We start from the raw sequence: 14,636 nt of genomic DNA, 5'->3' as shown, positions 1-14,636 counted from the left end.
AGGGACTTCCCGATGCTGGTGGACCAGTACCGGCTGGGCCGGCTGGACCTCGACGGGTTCGTGAGCGAGCGGATCGGTCTGGGCGACGTCGAGGAGGCCTTTGCGAAGATGAAGGCCGGCACCGTCCTGCGCTCCGTCGTGGAGATCCCCCGGGGCGGGACCGGCCCCGAGGAGAGCGACGCCGTGGACGCCGCCGCCGCACCGGCAGGAGCGGCCCGATGACCGAGCAGCAGGCCGCGCCGCAGCGCGCCGACGCCTCCGGCCGGGTGAAGGTCGAGCATCTGGTGACCTCCGGGACGTTCTCCCTGGACGGGGGCACGTGGGAGGTCGAGAACAACGTGTGGCTCGTCGGCGACGACGAGCGGTGCCTGGTGATCGACCCCGCCCACGACCCCTCGGCCGTGGTCCGGGCGGTGGCCGGACGCACCGTGGTGGCCGTCCTGCTCACGCACGGCCACGACGACCACATCCGCGCCGTGCGCGAGGTCGCCGACGAGGTGCGGGCGCCGGTGTACCTGCATCCGGCCGACACGATGCTGTGGGAGCAGGTCTATCCGTCCGCCCTCTTCGACCGGGCCATCGACGACGGGGACACCTTCGCGCTGGACGGGGTGCGGCTCACGGCCGTGCACACCCCCGGCCACTCCCCGGGCTCGGTGTGCTTCCACGCACCGGAGCTGGGCGAGCACGGCGTCGTGTTCTCCGGGGACACCCTGTTCCAGGGCGGGCCCGGGGCCACCGGCCGCTCCTACAGCGACTTCGGCACGATCATCGGGTCGATCCGCGAACGGCTGCTGACCCTCCCGCCGGAGACCGAGGTGCTCACCGGGCACGGGGATCCCACCACGATCGGGGCCGAGGCCCCGCACCTGCAGGAGTGGATCGACCGCGGCCACTGAGCCGGGAGAGCCGTCTGCCGGCACCCTGCAGGACCGATCCCCCCGGAGGCACCCGCCTCCGGGGGGACCTGTCGTTCGGGGCCCGGCCCGAACGGCGGGACCCGCTGGTCCTGCCGCCGCCAGCCGTACGGGGCGCAGGGCAGCCGTACGGGCCCCAGGCAGGCGAAAGAGCCTCCGTGGTGGGTGCGGACACCCACCACGGAGGCTCTCGAGGCGCGGGCGGCCGCCGGTCAGCGCAGGACGACGGTGCGGTTCCCGTGCAGGATGACCCGCCCCTCGCAGTGCCACCGGACGGCGTCGGAGAGGGCCTTGCACTCGGTGTCGCGGCCGGCGGCCACGAGGTCCTCGGGGCCGAAGGTGTGGTCCACGGTCACCACCTGCTGGGCGATGATCGGGCCCTCGTCCAGCTCGGCGTTGACGTAGTGCGCCGTGGCGCCCACGGTCTTCACCCCGCGGTCGTAGGCCTGGTGGTAGGGCTTGGCGCCCTTGAATGACGGCAGGAACGAGTGGTGGATGTTGATCACCCGTCCTTCCATCCGGGTGGCCAGCGAGTCGCTGAGCACCTGCATGTAGCGGGCCAGGACCACGAGATCCACCTCGAAGCGGTCCACCAGCTCCAGCAGGCGCGCCTCCGCCGCGGGCTTGGTGTCCCGGGTGACGGGCACGTGGAAGAACGGGATGCCGTGCCACTCCACCAGGCGCTGGTGGTCCCGGTGGTTGGAGACGACCGCGACGATGTCCACGGGCAGCTCGCCCGTGCGGGCCCGGAAGAGCAGGTCGTTGAGGCAGTGGCCGAACTTGGAGACCATCACCAGCACCCGCCGCTTCGCCTGGTGCTCGTTGAGCTCCCAGCGCATGCCGAACCGCTCGGCCACCGGTGTCAGGTCCTGCCGCAGGCTCTCCGCGTCGAGCGCCTCGCCCGTGGCCGGGGCCACGTGGACGCGCATGAAGAAGTGGCCGAGCCGGCGGTCGTCGAACTGGGTCAGTTCCACGATGTTGCAGCCGTGCTCCAGCAGCACGCCGCTGACGGCGTGCACGATCCCCGGCTTCTCGGGGCAGTCGAGGGTCAGCACCAGCTCGGTCGTGGAGGGTGCGGTGAGCACCGTCTCCGGCTGCAGGTGCGGTTCAGCATTCGACGACGTTGACGGCCAGTCCACCACGGGAGGTCTCCTTGTACTTGATCTTCATGTCCTTGCCGGTCTCGCGCATGGTCTTGATGACCTGGTCGAGCGAGACCGTGTGCTCGCCGTCGCCCTGGAGGGCGAGGCGCGCGGCATTGATGGCCTTGACGGAGGCGATCGCGTTGCGCTCGATGCACGGGATCTGCACGAGCCCGCCCACCGGGTCGCAGGTCAGCCCGAGGTTGTGCTCCATGCCGACCTCGGCGGCGTTCTCCACCTGCTCCGGGGTGCCGCCGAGGACCGCGCACAGGCCTGCGGCGGCCATGGAGCAGGCCGATCCCACCTCGCCCTGGCAGCCCATCTCCGCGCCGGAGATGGAGGCGTTCTCCTTGATGAGGATGCCGACGGCCGCCGCCGTCAGCAGGAACTCCACCACGCCGTCCTCGTCCGCCCCGGCGATGAACCGGGCGTAGTAGTGCAGCACGGCGGGAATGATGCCCGCCGCCCCGTTGGTCGGGGCGGTCACGATCCGTCCGCCGGAGGCGTTCTCCTCGTTGACCGCCAGGGCGTAGAGGTTGATCCACTCCATGGCCTGCAGCGGATCCGACGCCGGCCGGTCAGGATCGGCGGCGGCGGCCGCCTCGGCCTCCCGCAACCGGGTCCGCAGGGCCGGCGCCCGGCGGCGGACCTTCAGTCCTCCGGGCAGCCGGGCCTCCGTGCGCGTGCAGCCGTTCTCCACGCACTCCTGCATCACGGACCAGATGTGCAGCAGGCTCGAGCGGAGCTGCTCCTCGCTGCGCCAGGACAGCTCGTTGGCGAGCATGATCCCGGCGATCGAGGTCCCCTCGCGCCGGCAGTGCTCCAGGAGCTGCCGGCCGGTGCTGAAGGGAAAGGGCACCTCGGTGGTGTCCTGGACGATGCGGTCCGCCCCGGACACGTCACCGTCGACCACGAATCCGCCGCCGACCGAGTAGAAGGTGCGCTCCCGCACCAGCTCGCCGTCCGTCCCGTAGGCCAAGAACGCCATGCCGTTGGGATGCGCCGGCAGCGACTTGCGCCGGTGCATCACGACGTCCTCGGCGCGGTCGAAGGAAATCGGGTGGGTCCCTCCCAGGCACAGCTGCCCGCGCTCCGTGCTCGACCGCACCCGGGCGTCGGCCGTGTCGGTGTCCACGGTCTCCGGGTCCTCACCCTGCAGGCCCAGGATCACGGCCTTGTCCGAGCCGTGCCCGTGCCCGGTGGCCCCGAGCGAGCCGAACAGCTCGGACCGGACCCGGGAGACCGAGCCGAGCAGACCGTCCCCGGCCAGGCCCTCCGTGAACAGCCGGGCGGCCCGCATCGGCCCCACCGTGTGGGACGAGGAGGGGCCGATGCCGACGGAGAACAGGTCCAGGACGGACAGGGCCATCAGGGAACCTCGGGAGCCGCGTACTCCGTCATGGCGTCCAGCAGCCAGCGGGCCGTGTAGTCGGCGAAGGAGGCCCGCGGCAGGAGCCGGTAGACCTGCTCGGCGGTCTGCCACAGCAGCACCTGCACCGGTCCGAGGGTCGTGGCCACGGCGGTCCCCGGCCCGAAGGCCCGCGGGTGCAGGTCGATCGGGCAGCCCTTCTCGAGCACGGCCCGGGCCGAGGGCCCGGACAGCTCCAGCGTGGTGCGGTTGGCCGACAGGTCCACGGCCTGTCCCGGCTCGCTGCCCAGGGCCCGGGCCAGCCCGGCGGCGGTGCCCGCGTCGTCGGCGGCGGCCTCACGGAGGTCGCTCCCCGCGGAGCCGATCGCCGCGGGCCCGGCGCCCTCGGGACCGACGAGCAGGAACTCGTCGGGGCCCTGCCACAGCACGGCGGTGCCGTCCGGGGAGCCGGTGACCTGCCCGTGGCCGCCGGGCAGGGGAACCCCCGCCGCGGCGGTCACGGACTCGGCCGCCGCGGTGCCGGGGACCACCCGCAGGCCCACCATGGTGAGGTAGGGGACCTCGCGCAGGGCCACGCCCCGCTCGCCCGGCACCGTCCGCTCGTGCATCTGCTGCGCGAGGTGCGCGAGCGGGCTGCGACGCAGTGCCGTGGTGTCGGTGACGTCGTCGGTCAGGAGCTGATCAGCCATCTCGGCGCTTCCCTTCGGGGTCGTAGAGCACGGGTTCGGCGAGCACCACGTCCACCAGTTCCCCGTCGAGCGGGGCCTGGAGCGTCTCGCCGATGCGGTTGCGGCCGTTCTTCACCAGCGCCAGGCCGAACGTGCGCCCCAGGGCGGCGCTGCGGTAGCTGGAGGTCACGTGGCCCTCCATGGGCACGGGGCCCTCCTGCGGCGTGACGGGCGTGCCGTGGACGATCAGCTGAGCGCCCTCCGGCAGGCGGCGTTCCGGGTCCACGGGCAGCACGGCCACGAGCTGCTTGCGGTCGTCGCTGGTGGCACTGGGCCGGTCGTAGGAGCGCTTGCCGATGAAGTCCTTGGTCTTGGACACCACCCAGTCCATGCCCAGGTCCTGCGGGGTGACGGTGCCGTCGGTGTCCTGGCCCACGATCGGGAAGGCCTTCTCCGCGCGCAGCACGTGCATCGTCTCCGTGCCGTAGGGGGTGATGCCGAACTCCTCCCCGGCCGCGGCCACGGCCTCCCACACGGCGAGCCCGTACCAGCCGGCCACGTTGATCTCGAAGGCCAGCTCCCCGGAGAAGGAGATGCGGCAGATCCGCGCCGGGATCCCCGAGGCCAGCGTGGTCTCGCGGAAGGCCATGAACGGGAACGCGTCCTGGGAGACGTCCAGCTCCGGGGCCAGCTTCGCGATCACGTCCCGGGACCGCGGGCCGACGACGGCGACGGTCGCCCACTGCTCCGTCACGGAGGTGCACACCACGTCGAGCTCGGGCCACTCGGTCTGCGACCACTCCTCGAGCCACTCCAGCACCTTGGCGGCCCCACCGGTGGTCGTGGTCATCAGGTAGCGGTCCTCGTCCAGGCGCAGCGTGACGCCGTCGTCGAACACCATGCCGTCGGCGGTGCACATCACGCCGTAGCGGCCCATGCCGGCCTTGAGCTTCTTGAACGCGTTCGTGTAGACCCGGTTCAGGAACTCCCCGGCGTCCTTGCCCCGGATCTCGATCTTGCCCAGGGTGGTGGCGTCCATGAACCCGACGCTCTCGCGCACGGCGGCGCACTCGCGCAGCACGGCGGTGTCCATGTCCTCCCCGGCCTGCGGGTAGTACCAGGGCCGCTTCCACTGCCCGACGTCCTCGAACAGCGCCCCGCGCGCCACGTGCCACTCGTGCATCGGGGTGCGGCGGGCGGGGTCGAACAGCTCGCCGCGCTGTCGGCCGGCGAGCGCGGCGAAGGCCACCGGGGTGTAGGGGGCGCGGTAGGTGGTGGTGCCGATCCCGCCGACGTCCTCGGTGTTCAGGGCCGCGGCGATCACGCCGATGGCGTTGACCCCCGAGGTCTTGCCCTGGTCGTTGGCCGTGGAGATGGAGGTGTAGCGCTTCACGTGCTCCACCGATCGCATCCCCGCCCCGACCGAGCGCAGGACGTCGGCCACGGTCTGGTCCCGCTGCAGGTCCACGAAGTGGTGCCGCCACTCGGCGGGCTCCCCGGTGCGGCCGGGCACGAGCCACAGCGGGCGCACGGGCGCGGACTCCACGCTCTCCGCCCGGGGGGTCTCGGGGCTGCCCTCGAAACCGGCCCGGCGGGCCGCCTCGGCGCCGGCCGCCGCGCCCTCGGTCAGGCACCAGGCCAGGTCGGTGGTGCCGTTGAGGGCTCCGGCGGTCTGCTGGCCCGGCACGGGAGCGGCGGGGACGAAGGCGGCGAGCCGCTCGTTCCAGGTGAGCTTTCCCTGGCGCTGGCTGTGCAGGTGCACCACGGGGGTCCAACCGCCGGAGACGGCCAGCAGGTCGGCCTGGATGGTCCGCGGCGATCCCGTCAGGCCGCCGCGGTCGTCGACGGCGCTGACGACGACGCCGCTGACGCGCCCGCCCTCGCCCTCGCCGAGGGTGTCGACCACGGCGCTGCCGCTGAACAGCGGCACCCCGGTGCCGGCCACGACCGCGGCCGGGGCCCCGTGGACGTCCTCGCGGGAGTCGACCACGGCGGCGACGTCCACGCCCGCGGCCACGAGGTCCGCGACCACGGCGTAGGCGGAGTCGTTGGTGGTGGCCACCACCACCCGCGAGCCCGCGGCCACGCCGTACCGATTGAGATAGGTGCGCACGGCGCCGGCGAGCATGATCCCCGGGCGGTCGTTGTTCTCGAAGACGACCGGCCGTTCGTGGGCCCCGGTGGCCAGCACCACCTGGCGGGCGCGCACGTGCCAGATCCGCTCCCTGGAGACCGCCGGGGAGGGAGGTCCGCCGAGGTGGTCGGTGCGGCGCTGGACGGCCACGACGTAGTTGGCGTCATAGCTGCCGATCACCGTGGTGCGCTGCAGGACCGTGACCTCCGGGGCGTCGGCCAGCGATGCGGCGGTCTCGGACACCCAGGTGCGGGCCGGCACGCCGTCGACGACCTCGTCCCGCCCGGACAGCAGGGAGCCGCCGGCCTCGGGCTGCTCGTCCAGCAGCATCACCCGCGCTCCGGAGCGGGCCGCCTCCCGGGCCGCGGTCAGCCCGGCGGGCCCGGCCCCGACGACCAGCACGTCCGTGTGGACGTACTTGCGGTCGTACACGGCCCGGTCCTTGCGCGGGTCCAGCCGGCCCAGACCGCGGAGGTAGCCGGCGGAGAGCCCGTCGTTCAGCTCCACGGACGTGGCCGGGAGCATGGACTCGTCGACGTCCACGCCCGACCGGGCGCCGACCTTCACGAGCGCGTTGGGCTCCTCGACGCCGGCGGCCAGGATCCCGCGCGGACGGCCCAGGTACATGGAGTCCCCGCAGGTGATCCGGCCGGCGGCGAGCAGGGCCGAGGCGAGGGTGTCCCCGGCGTAGCCGGAGACCTGCTCGCCGTCGAAGGTGAAGCTCAGCGGCTTCGTGCGGTCGATGCTGCTCGCGGCGCTGCGCTCCGGCGGCAGGCGGTAGGTCTGGTCGGTCACCGGACTCCTCCGATCTGCGGGGCGGTCTCGCCCATGCGGTAGACGGCCGCGATCTCGTAGGTCACGGTGTTGCGCACCACGTTGAACCAGCGACGGCACCCGGCGGTGTGCGCCCATCGCTCGGCGAGCAGGCCCTTGGGGTTGTTGCGGTAGAAGAGGTACTCGGCCCACTCCTGGTCGGAGAGCCGGGAGGGGTCCTCGGGGTAGGGCACGTGCGCCTCCCCGCCGTACTGGTACTCGGTCTCGTCGCGTGGCCCGCAGTAGGGGCACTCGATCAGCAGCATGGTGTTCCTGCCTCCTGGTGGGCGGGTCAGTGGGCCACGGCGGCGGCGCCGTGCTCGTCGATGAGGATCCCGGTCTCGAACCGCTCCAGGGAGAACGGCTCGTTGAGCGGGTGGGCTTCGTCCGTGGCGATGGTGTGGGCGAAGGAGTAGCCGGCGCCCGGCGTGCCCTTGAACCCGCCCGTGCCCCATCCGCAGTTGACGTAGAGCTGGTCCACCGGCGTCCTGGACACGATCGGGGAGGCGTCCAGGGTGACGTCCACGATCCCGCCCCAGGTGCGCAGCACGTGCGCCCGGGCGAAGATCGGGAACAGCTCCACGGCCGCGGCCATCTGCTCCTCGATCACGTGGAAGGCCCCGCGCTGGCCGTAGCCGGTGTAGGCGTCCACCCCGGCGCCCATCACCAGCTCGCCCTTGTGGGCCTGGGAGACGTAGACGTGCACGTGGTTGGACATCACCACCGTCGGGTGGACCGGCTCGTGCAGCTCCGAGACGAGGGCCTGCAGCGGGTGGGACTGGATGGGCAGCCGGAACCCGGCCAGCTCCGCCAGCACCGAGGAGTGCCCGGCCCCGCAGAGCCCCACCTTGCCCGCGTGGATGGTGCCCCGGGAGGTCTCCACCCCGACCACCCGGTCACCGTCCTTCAGGAAGCCGGTGACCTCGCAGTTCTGGATGATGTCCACGCCGAACTCGTCGCACTTGCGCGCGAAGGCCCACGCGACGTGGTCGTGCTTGGCGATCCCGGCGCGGGCTGGTAGGTCGCCCCCATCACGGGATAGCGCAGGTCGTCGTCGACGTTGATGATCGGGCACAGTTCCTTGACCTGGTCCGGGGTGATCCACTCCGCGTCGATGCCGTTGAGCTTGTTCGCGTTGACGCGGCGCACGGACTCGCGCACGTCGCCCAGGGTGTGGGCCAGGTTCATCACCCCGCGCTGGGAGAAGAGGAAGTCGTACTCCAGCTCCTCCGGCAGCTGCTCCCACAGCTTCAGGGAGTGCTCGTACATCGCCGCGGACTCGTCCCACAGGTAGTTGGACCGGATGATCGTGGTGTTGCGGGCCATGTTCCCGCCGGCCAGCCACCCGCGCTCGAGCACCGCGATGTTGGTCATCCCGTGGTTCTTGGCCAGGTAGTAGGCGGTGGCCAGCCCGTGCCCGCCACCGCCGACGATGACGGCGTCGTAGGAGGTCTTCGGGTCCGGGTTGTGCCAGAGGAAGTCCGGGTGCTCCGGAAGCAGATCGGCCATTACGACACTCCGTTCAGGATGGAGGAGGCCCGCTCCGCGGCGGACAGCTCGTCGGAGGAGGCCTCGACGGCCGGCTCCTCCGCCCGGGGCCGGCCGAGCGGGGACAGGTCCGGGTACAGGGGGAAGGCCTCGGCCAGGGCCGTGACGCGTCCGCGCAGCCGCTCGGTGAGCTCCTCGGTGAGCGGCTGGATCAGCGCCTGGGCGATGATGTCGGCGACCTCGGTGAACTCGGCGGCGCCGAAGCCGCGCGTGGCCAGGGCCGGGGTGCCGATCCGCAGCCCGGAGGAGACCATCGGCGGGCGCGGGTCGAAGGGCACGGCGTTGCGGTTGACCGTGATCCCGATGCGGTGCAGGCGGTCCTCGGCCTGCTGGCCGTCGAGCTCGGAGTCGCGCAGGTCCACGAGCACCAGGTGCACGTCGGTGCCGCCGCTGACCAGGCTGATCCCGGTGGCCATCACGTCGGGGGAGAGCAGCCGGAGGGCGAGGATCTCGGCGCCCTCCAGGGTGCGGGCCTGGCGCTCCCGGAACTCCTCGCCGGCGGCGTACTTGAAGGCCACCGCCTTGGCCGCGACCACGTGCTCCAGCGGGCCGCCCTGCTGGCCGGGGAACACCGCGGAGTTGATCTTCTTCGCCAGCTCCTGCTTGCACAGGATCACCCCGCCCCGCGGACCGCCGAGCGTCTTGTGGGTGGTCGTGGTCACCACATCGGCGTACGGCACGGGGGAGGGGTGCAGCCCCGCGGCGACCAGGCCCGCGAAGTGGGCCATGTCCACCATCAGGTAGGCCCCGACACTGTCGGCGATCCGGCGGAACTCGGCGAAGTCCAGGTGGCGGGGGTAGGCGGACCAGCCGGCCACGATGAGCTGGGGCCGGTGCTCGAGCGCGAGCCGCTCCACCTCCGCCATGTCGATGAGGTGGTCGTCCGCGGCGACGCCGTAGGCGGCCACCTTGTAGAGCCTGCCGGAGAAGTTGAGCTTCATCCCGTGGGTCAGGTGCCCGCCGTGGGCCAGGTCCAGTCCCAGGATCGTGTCCCCGGGCGTGAGCAGGGCGTGCATCACCGCGGCGTTGGCCTGGGCCCCGGAGTGCGGCTGGACGTTGGCGTGCTCGGCGCCGAACAGGGCCTTGATCCGGTCGATGGCCAGCTGCTCGACGATGTCCACGTGCTCGCAGCCGCCGTAGTAGCGCCGGCCCGGGTAGCCCTCGGCGTACTTGTTGGTGAGCACCGAGCCCTGCGCCTCCATGACCGCGGCCGGGGCGAAGTTCTCCGAGGCGATCATCTCCAGCGTGGACTGCTGACGGATCAGCTCCTGGTCGATGGCCGCCGCCACCTCCGGGTCGGCGTCGGCCAGGCGAGTGTTCAGATCGGGCATCCCTGAGCTCCTAAGCGAGTCGCATTCAGCGGCTGATACGAGTTTGATATATCAGCTGTGGTTCAAAGGTATGCTAGGCCTGGAGAGGTGTCAACGGATGACGGCACGCGTCCCGCGGCCTCCGTGTCGGACCCGAACGAGGAGTGAAGCCATGAGCGTCGCCACATCCACCGAGCACGGCACGGAAGCGCCCGAGTCGATGGCGGAGCAGGCCTACCGGCTGCTGCGCGACCGGCTGACCGTGCTCGAGATCCGCCCCGGCGCCATGATCCAGGACGCCCACCTGGCCGCCGAGATGGGCATCGGCAGGACGCCGCTGCGCGAGGCGCTCAAACGGCTGGAGACGGACCACCTGGTGGTCTCCTACCCCCGGCGGGGCACCTTCGCCACGCAGGTGGACATCACGGCACTGTCCGACGTCTCCGAGCTCCGCCGGAACCTGGAGCCGCTCGCCGCCCGGAAGGCCGCGCTGGCGGCCTCTCCACCTGCCCGGCAGCAGATGCAGGACCTGGCCCGCGCCCTCGGGGACCTCGGCGGCGGCGCGCCGACGAACCAGGACTTCATGCGGTCGGACCTCATGGTCCACCGGCTGATCTACCGGGCGACGGGCAACGCGCACCTCGAGGAGACGCTGGTGCGGCTGGACAATCTCGCCACGCGCATCTGGTGCCTCGTCCTGGACCGGGTGCCCACGGTCGGCGGGCACGTGCACGAGCACGTGGACCTGCTGGAGGCGATCGCCGCGGGGCACGCCGAGGAGGCGGCCGAGCTCGCCCTCGCGCACGTGAGCAGCTTCGAGCGCACCATGCGCGGCATCCTGTGATCCCGTGCGGCAGGAGCCGGCCTCGCCGGCCCGCTCGCGAGAGGCCGGGCCGGTCGACGGGACTGCCCGCGGTCCGCTCCGCCCGGCGCTTGGGGCTACGGTAGGAACAAGGCCCTCCAGGGAGAGCGTGTCCGCCCACGGCAGCTCCCCGGCCACGAACGGAAAGTGCGCATCACGTCATGTCCATCACCCCCGCCTCCGTCCAGGACGAGCCGCTCTCCCTGGCCGACCGGGCGTTCCTGCAGCTGCAGGACCGCCTGATCTTCCTGGACATCCCGCCGGGAGCCCCCCTCAACGAGGGGCGCCTCTCCCAGGAGCTGCACCTCGGGCGGACCCCGCTGCGCGAGGCGCTCAAGCGGCTCGAGTCCGAGCACCTGGTGGTCACCTACTCCCGCCGCGGGACGTTCGCCACCACCGTGGACATCACCGCGCTCTCGGAGATCTCCCAGGTCCGTGAGGTGCTGGAGCCCCTCGCCGCCCAGCTGGCGGCCGAGCGACGCGGGGGCGGCGTCCGCTCCCAGCTGGAGGAGCTGCGGGACCGGCTGGCGAACCCGGAGAACGAGCGGCTGGACCGGGACGAGGCGCTGCGCTGGGACGTGCGGATCCACCGTGCGATCTACGCGGCGGCCGGCAACTCCCACCTGCAGGCCACGCTGGAGCGCTACAGCAACCTGGCCACCCGGATCTGGTGCGTGGTGGCCGACCGGATCCCTGAGCTGCAGGAGCACATCACCGTCCACAGCGCCCTGCTGACGGCCGTGCTGGAGGGCGACGCCGAGGAGGCCGCCGGCATCATGCTCACCCACGTCAGGGACTTCGAGACGCAGATCCGCCAGGTCCTCTGAGCCGCCCGGGGAGCACGCGCCGCCCTGGATCGTCCGGGCCGGGACGGACGTGGCAGGGGCACCCCGCTCGAGGCCGCTCTGTCGCGCGGGCCCACCGCGTCCGCGCGACAGAGCGTCGTGCTGTGGTCAGGACGGGGTGCCGGACTCCAGCGTCCGTGCGGAGGCCGGCTCCTCGGTGAGCTGCAGCGCCGCCTGGGTGGTGTGCAGGACGAGGAGGGCGGTGGTCACCGTGCCCACGCCCCCGGGCACCGGCGTGAGGGCCGACGCGACCTCCGCCGCCGAAAGGGGCTCCACGTCGCCGACGAGATCACCATTGTCGAGGACGTTGGTGCCCACGTCGACGACCACCGCTCCGGGCCGGAGATGCGCACCGGTGACCAGTCCGGGCCGCCCCACCGCCGCGACCACGATCTCCGCCTCCGCCGTGTACCGCTCCAGGGGACGGGAGCGGGAGTGGCAGACGGTGACGGTGGCGTCGCGCCGGAGCAGGAGCTGCAGCAGCGGCTTGCCGACGACCGCCGAGCGGCCCACCACCGACACGTGCCGGCCGGCGAGGGGGATCTCGTAGTGCTCCAGGATCTCCACCACCGCCCGGGCCGTAGCGGGGGCGAAGGCCTGCTGGCCCACGGTCAGGCGGCCCAGGCTGAGGGGATTGGCGCCGTCGACGTCCTTGGCGGCGCTGATGTGGGCCACCAGCTCGTCCGCGGCCACTCCCGGCGGCAGGGGGGTCTGCAGGATGATGCCGTGGACGTCCTCGTCGGCGCTCAGCAGCGTGAGCGCCGAGGCGATCTCGTCGGCTCCGGCTCCGGCGCCGAGATCGACGACCGTGCAGCGCACCCCCGCCTTGTCCGCGGCCCGCGCGATGGAGCGCACGTACCACAGGGTCGCCTCGTTGTCGGTGGCCACCACGACCGCGAGGCCGGGGAGCACCCCGCGCTGGTGCAGGGCGGCGACATTGGTCTCGGTCTCGGCCCGCAGCTGTTGCGCGACGGGTTTCCCGAGCAGCTGGAGCGCGGTCATGCCATCACCTTCTCCCGCACGCGGTCCGTCACGACCTGGGCCGCCAGGATGGCGTTGTGCGCATGGTGGAGCTCGTCCCGGAACTCCGTCCGGGTCCGCTCGTCCGTGATCGCGTTGATGTTCATGTCCAGCGTGATCAGGGCCGTGGCGATCGCGGCGCGGGCCGCCTCGGAGGCGGCGGCCACGTCGCTGATCACGTTGGGGTTGCTGAACTCGGCCAGCTGCCGTCCCAGGTCGACGACCTCCGTCGCGAGGCCGATCAGCGCCCGCGGCGGGGCGGCCGCCGCGACCGTGGCCTCCTGGATGGCCCGGCTCCGGGCGGCACGGTCCTCGTCCGAGGCCGAGGGCAGCCGGTAGGCGGCGATCACGGCCGCGAAGGCCTTCTCGTCGTCGTCCGCCAGCTGCAGCGCCGCGGGGATGATGTCGTCGGCGCGGGCGGCGATCCGGAGGGACTCCTCCTCGTGCTGGGCGTACCGCGCCCCGGTGGTGTAGCGCGCCACCATGGCGATCAGGGCGGCGCCCTGGGCCGCGTGCAGGGCCCCGGCCGCTCCACCTCCGGGGGTGGGCTCACGGGACGCCAGGCGCTCCAGATAGTCGTTGAGGGTCTCCGAACCGATCATGTGCTGTCTCCTGGGGTGGGCGTTGGTGGCGGACGTCGCCGGCGGACGGTGAGGCCGCCGGCGGGCGGAGAGCTGCGGCCCCGAGCCCGGTGGCGAAGCAGGATCGGGGCCGCAGACCAGGTGGAGGCGGTGCTGGGGGCGGAAGGGTCCCTCCGCGCCGACGCGCCTTCTCCGGGTCGTGGGGCGGTCACCGTGCCGGACCGGCCCGCGCGGCAACGCCCGGGGCTTTCGGCAGGGACCGCGGGGCTCAGCGGAAGACGACGGTACTGGACCCCTCCAGGAGCACGCGGTGCTCGCAGTGCCAGCGGACCGCCCGGGACAGGGCCAGCGCCTCGGCGTCCTGTCCCACGGTGGACAGGGCCCGTGGATCATGGGTGTGGTCCACCCGGATGACCTCCTGCTCGATGATCGGTCCCTCGTCCAGGTCGGCCGTGACGTAGTGGGCGGTGGCGCCGACCAGCTTCACGCCGCGCTCGTAGGCCTGGTGGTAGGGCCGTGCCCCCTTGAAGCCGGGCAGGAAGGAGTGGTGGATGTTGATGGCTCGCCCCTTCAGCGCCGTGCACAGGTCATCCGAGAGGATCTGCATGTAGCGCGCGAGCACCACGAGGTCGATGTCGTGCTCCTCGACCAGGTCCAGCAGCCGCTGCTCCGCCTCCCGCTTGGTGGCCGGGGACACGGGGATGTGGAGGTACGTCAGGCCCGCCGCTTCGGCCATGGGACGGAGGTCCTCGTGGTTGGAGACCACCAGGGCGATCTCCCCTCCGAGGCCACCGGCCCGCCAGCGGAAGATCAGGTCGTTGAGGCAGTGGCCGCCCTTGGACACCATGACGAGCAGCCGGGGCGGCGTCTGGTCGTGGATGCGGTAGCGCATGCCGAACCGGTCGGCGGTGGCCACGAAGTTCGTCTCCAGCGTCTCCAGGCGCAGCTCGTGCGGACCGGTGAAGGCGGTGCGCAGGTGGACGAGGCCGTGCACCGGGTCGTCGAACTGCTGGTGCTCCTTGATGTTGGCCCCGTGGGCGAGAAGGAACTCGGTGACGGCGTGGACGATCCCCACCTGGTCCTGACACGTGATCGTCAGCACGAACTGGGGGAGCGTCTGCCCTTCGGGGGCCGCCGCAGGGGCCGGGTTCGGCTGCACGGAGGTGGGAAGGCTGTCGACGACGGTCATGGAGGACTCCTGCCTGGATGAGTGGCTGCTGGGGAAGGCCGGCGTGCCGACGGCCCGGCCGGTGCGGTGCGGCGCCGACCGGTCGGTCGTGGCACCGCGCCGGCCGGGCCGTCGGCGAAGGGGACGCCTAGGCGCCCGACGTCGGGACGACGTCGCCGATTTTTTCGGTGATCCAGTCGTGGAAGGCGCCGATGTGGTGTTCGGAGGGGACGAGGACGCCGCCGGTGGCGTAGATCTT

The 14,636-nt window shown here is 72.3% G+C and carries 13 protein-coding genes and 2 pseudogenes; 4 read left to right on the top strand and 11 right to left on the bottom strand.

The window, feature by feature from the left end; genetic code table 11:
- Nucleotides 1-222: pseudogene (locus BJF77_RS16625) on the top strand (S-(hydroxymethyl)mycothiol dehydrogenase); the annotation flags it as partial.
- The gene (locus BJF77_RS16620; protein ID WP_047803174.1) at nt 219-899 is read left to right on the top strand and encodes an MBL fold metallo-hydrolase; all 681 of its coding nucleotides are present in this window, start codon (nt 219-221) and stop codon (nt 897-899) included. The pseudogene BJF77_RS16625 and the gene BJF77_RS16620, both read left to right, overlap by 4 nt.
- Before the next feature lie 230 nt (nt 900-1,129).
- Here the strand turns inward: BJF77_RS16620 and purU (BJF77_RS16615) are convergent, their stop codons facing one another.
- From purU (BJF77_RS16615) to glyA, 8 genes and pseudogenes are all read right to left on the bottom strand, one after another.
- Nucleotides 1,130-2,002, bottom strand: a complete 873-nt coding sequence (gene purU / locus BJF77_RS16615; protein WP_047803173.1) for a formyltetrahydrofolate deformylase — start codon at nt 2,000-2,002, stop codon at nt 1,130-1,132.
- Between the two features lie 22 nt (nt 2,003-2,024).
- Nucleotides 2,025-3,428: an L-serine ammonia-lyase gene (locus BJF77_RS16610; RefSeq protein WP_075872861.1), complete on the bottom strand. Its 1,404-nt coding sequence runs from the start codon at nt 3,426-3,428 to the stop codon at nt 2,025-2,027.
- A complete protein-coding gene (locus BJF77_RS16605) occupies nt 3,428-4,117 on the bottom strand; it encodes a sarcosine oxidase subunit gamma (protein WP_047803171.1) in 690 nt (229 codons plus the stop codon). Before BJF77_RS16605 ends, BJF77_RS16610 begins: the two co-directional genes overlap by 1 nt.
- A complete protein-coding gene (locus BJF77_RS16600; protein WP_187347292.1) occupies nt 4,110-7,025 on the bottom strand; it encodes a sarcosine oxidase subunit alpha family protein in 2,916 nt (971 codons plus the stop codon). Before BJF77_RS16600 ends, BJF77_RS16605 begins: the two co-directional genes overlap by 8 nt.
- A complete protein-coding gene (locus BJF77_RS16595; RefSeq protein ID WP_047803170.1) occupies nt 7,022-7,309 on the bottom strand; it encodes a sarcosine oxidase subunit delta in 288 nt (95 codons plus the stop codon). The genes BJF77_RS16600 and BJF77_RS16595 overlap by 4 nt, the downstream gene beginning before the upstream one ends.
- A 26-nt stretch (nt 7,310-7,335) precedes the next feature.
- The gene (locus BJF77_RS22880; RefSeq protein WP_369821435.1) at nt 7,336-8,118 is read right to left on the bottom strand and encodes an FAD-dependent oxidoreductase; all 783 of its coding nucleotides are present in this window, start codon (nt 8,116-8,118) and stop codon (nt 7,336-7,338) included.
- 68 nt (nt 8,119-8,186) lie between these two features.
- A pseudogene (locus tag BJF77_RS22875) lies at nt 8,187-8,552 on the bottom strand (FAD-dependent oxidoreductase); the annotation flags it as partial.
- Nucleotides 8,552-9,922, bottom strand: a complete 1,371-nt coding sequence (gene glyA / locus BJF77_RS16585; protein ID WP_047803168.1) for a serine hydroxymethyltransferase — start codon at nt 9,920-9,922, stop codon at nt 8,552-8,554. The pseudogene BJF77_RS22875 and the gene glyA, both read right to left, overlap by 1 nt.
- Nucleotides 9,923-10,073: 151 nt before the next feature.
- Between glyA and BJF77_RS16580 the strand changes: the two genes are divergently transcribed.
- Complete coding sequence (locus tag BJF77_RS16580) at nt 10,074-10,745, top strand: GntR family transcriptional regulator (protein WP_047803167.1); 672 nt, start codon at nt 10,074-10,076, stop codon at nt 10,743-10,745.
- Between the two features lie 179 nt (nt 10,746-10,924).
- A complete protein-coding gene (locus BJF77_RS16575; protein ID WP_047803166.1) occupies nt 10,925-11,590 on the top strand; it encodes a GntR family transcriptional regulator in 666 nt (221 codons plus the stop codon).
- A gap of 126 nt (nt 11,591-11,716) precedes the next feature.
- On the opposite strand, the gene BJF77_RS16570 is transcribed toward BJF77_RS16575, so the two are convergent.
- The 3 genes from BJF77_RS16570 to purU (BJF77_RS16560) form a co-directional block, all read right to left on the bottom strand.
- Complete coding sequence (locus BJF77_RS16570) at nt 11,717-12,610, bottom strand: bifunctional 5,10-methylenetetrahydrofolate dehydrogenase/5,10-methenyltetrahydrofolate cyclohydrolase (protein WP_075872860.1); 894 nt, start codon at nt 12,608-12,610, stop codon at nt 11,717-11,719.
- Nucleotides 12,607-13,230, bottom strand: coding sequence for a cyclodeaminase/cyclohydrolase family protein (locus BJF77_RS16565; RefSeq protein ID WP_075872859.1), 624 nt, complete (start codon nt 13,228-13,230; stop codon nt 12,607-12,609). Before BJF77_RS16565 ends, BJF77_RS16570 begins: the two co-directional genes overlap by 4 nt.
- Before the next feature lie 247 nt (nt 13,231-13,477).
- The gene (gene purU / locus BJF77_RS16560; protein WP_083665224.1) at nt 13,478-14,398 is read right to left on the bottom strand and encodes a formyltetrahydrofolate deformylase; all 921 of its coding nucleotides are present in this window, start codon (nt 14,396-14,398) and stop codon (nt 13,478-13,480) included.
- Nucleotides 14,399-14,636: the final 238 nt, after the last annotated feature.

The organism is Kocuria sp. CNJ-770 (genome assembly GCF_001942375.1).
GTDB lineage: Bacteria > Actinomycetota > Actinomycetes > Actinomycetales > Micrococcaceae > Kocuria > Kocuria oceani.
The sequence above is the reverse complement of the archived record's forward strand: the minus strand, read 5'-3'. Positions and strand labels throughout refer to the sequence as shown.

Bases quoted from the DNA above. Each gene is read 5' to 3' on its own strand.
- BJF77_RS16620 (WP_047803174.1), top strand. From the start codon at position 219: ATGACCGAGCAGCAGGCCGCGCCGCAGCGCGCCGACGCCTCCGGCCGG.
- BJF77_RS16610 (WP_075872861.1), bottom strand. From the start codon at position 3,428: ATGGCCCTGTCCGTCCTGGACCTGTTCTCCGTCGGCATCGGCCCCTCC.
- BJF77_RS16605 (WP_047803171.1), bottom strand. From the start codon at position 4,117: ATGGCTGATCAGCTCCTGACCGACGACGTCACCGACACCACGGCACTG.
- BJF77_RS16595 (WP_047803170.1), bottom strand. From the start codon at position 7,309: ATGCTGCTGATCGAGTGCCCCTACTGCGGGCCACGCGACGAGACCGAG.
- glyA (WP_047803168.1), bottom strand. From the start codon at position 9,922: ATGCCCGATCTGAACACTCGCCTGGCCGACGCCGACCCGGAGGTGGCG.
- BJF77_RS16580 (WP_047803167.1), top strand. From the start codon at position 10,074: ATGAGCGTCGCCACATCCACCGAGCACGGCACGGAAGCGCCCGAGTCG.
- BJF77_RS16575 (WP_047803166.1), top strand. From the start codon at position 10,925: ATGTCCATCACCCCCGCCTCCGTCCAGGACGAGCCGCTCTCCCTGGCC.
- BJF77_RS16570 (WP_075872860.1), bottom strand. From the start codon at position 12,610: ATGACCGCGCTCCAGCTGCTCGGGAAACCCGTCGCGCAACAGCTGCGG.
- BJF77_RS16565 (WP_075872859.1), bottom strand. From the start codon at position 13,230: ATGATCGGTTCGGAGACCCTCAACGACTATCTGGAGCGCCTGGCGTCC.
- purU (WP_083665224.1), bottom strand. From the start codon at position 14,398: ATGACCGTCGTCGACAGCCTTCCCACCTCCGTGCAGCCGAACCCGGCC.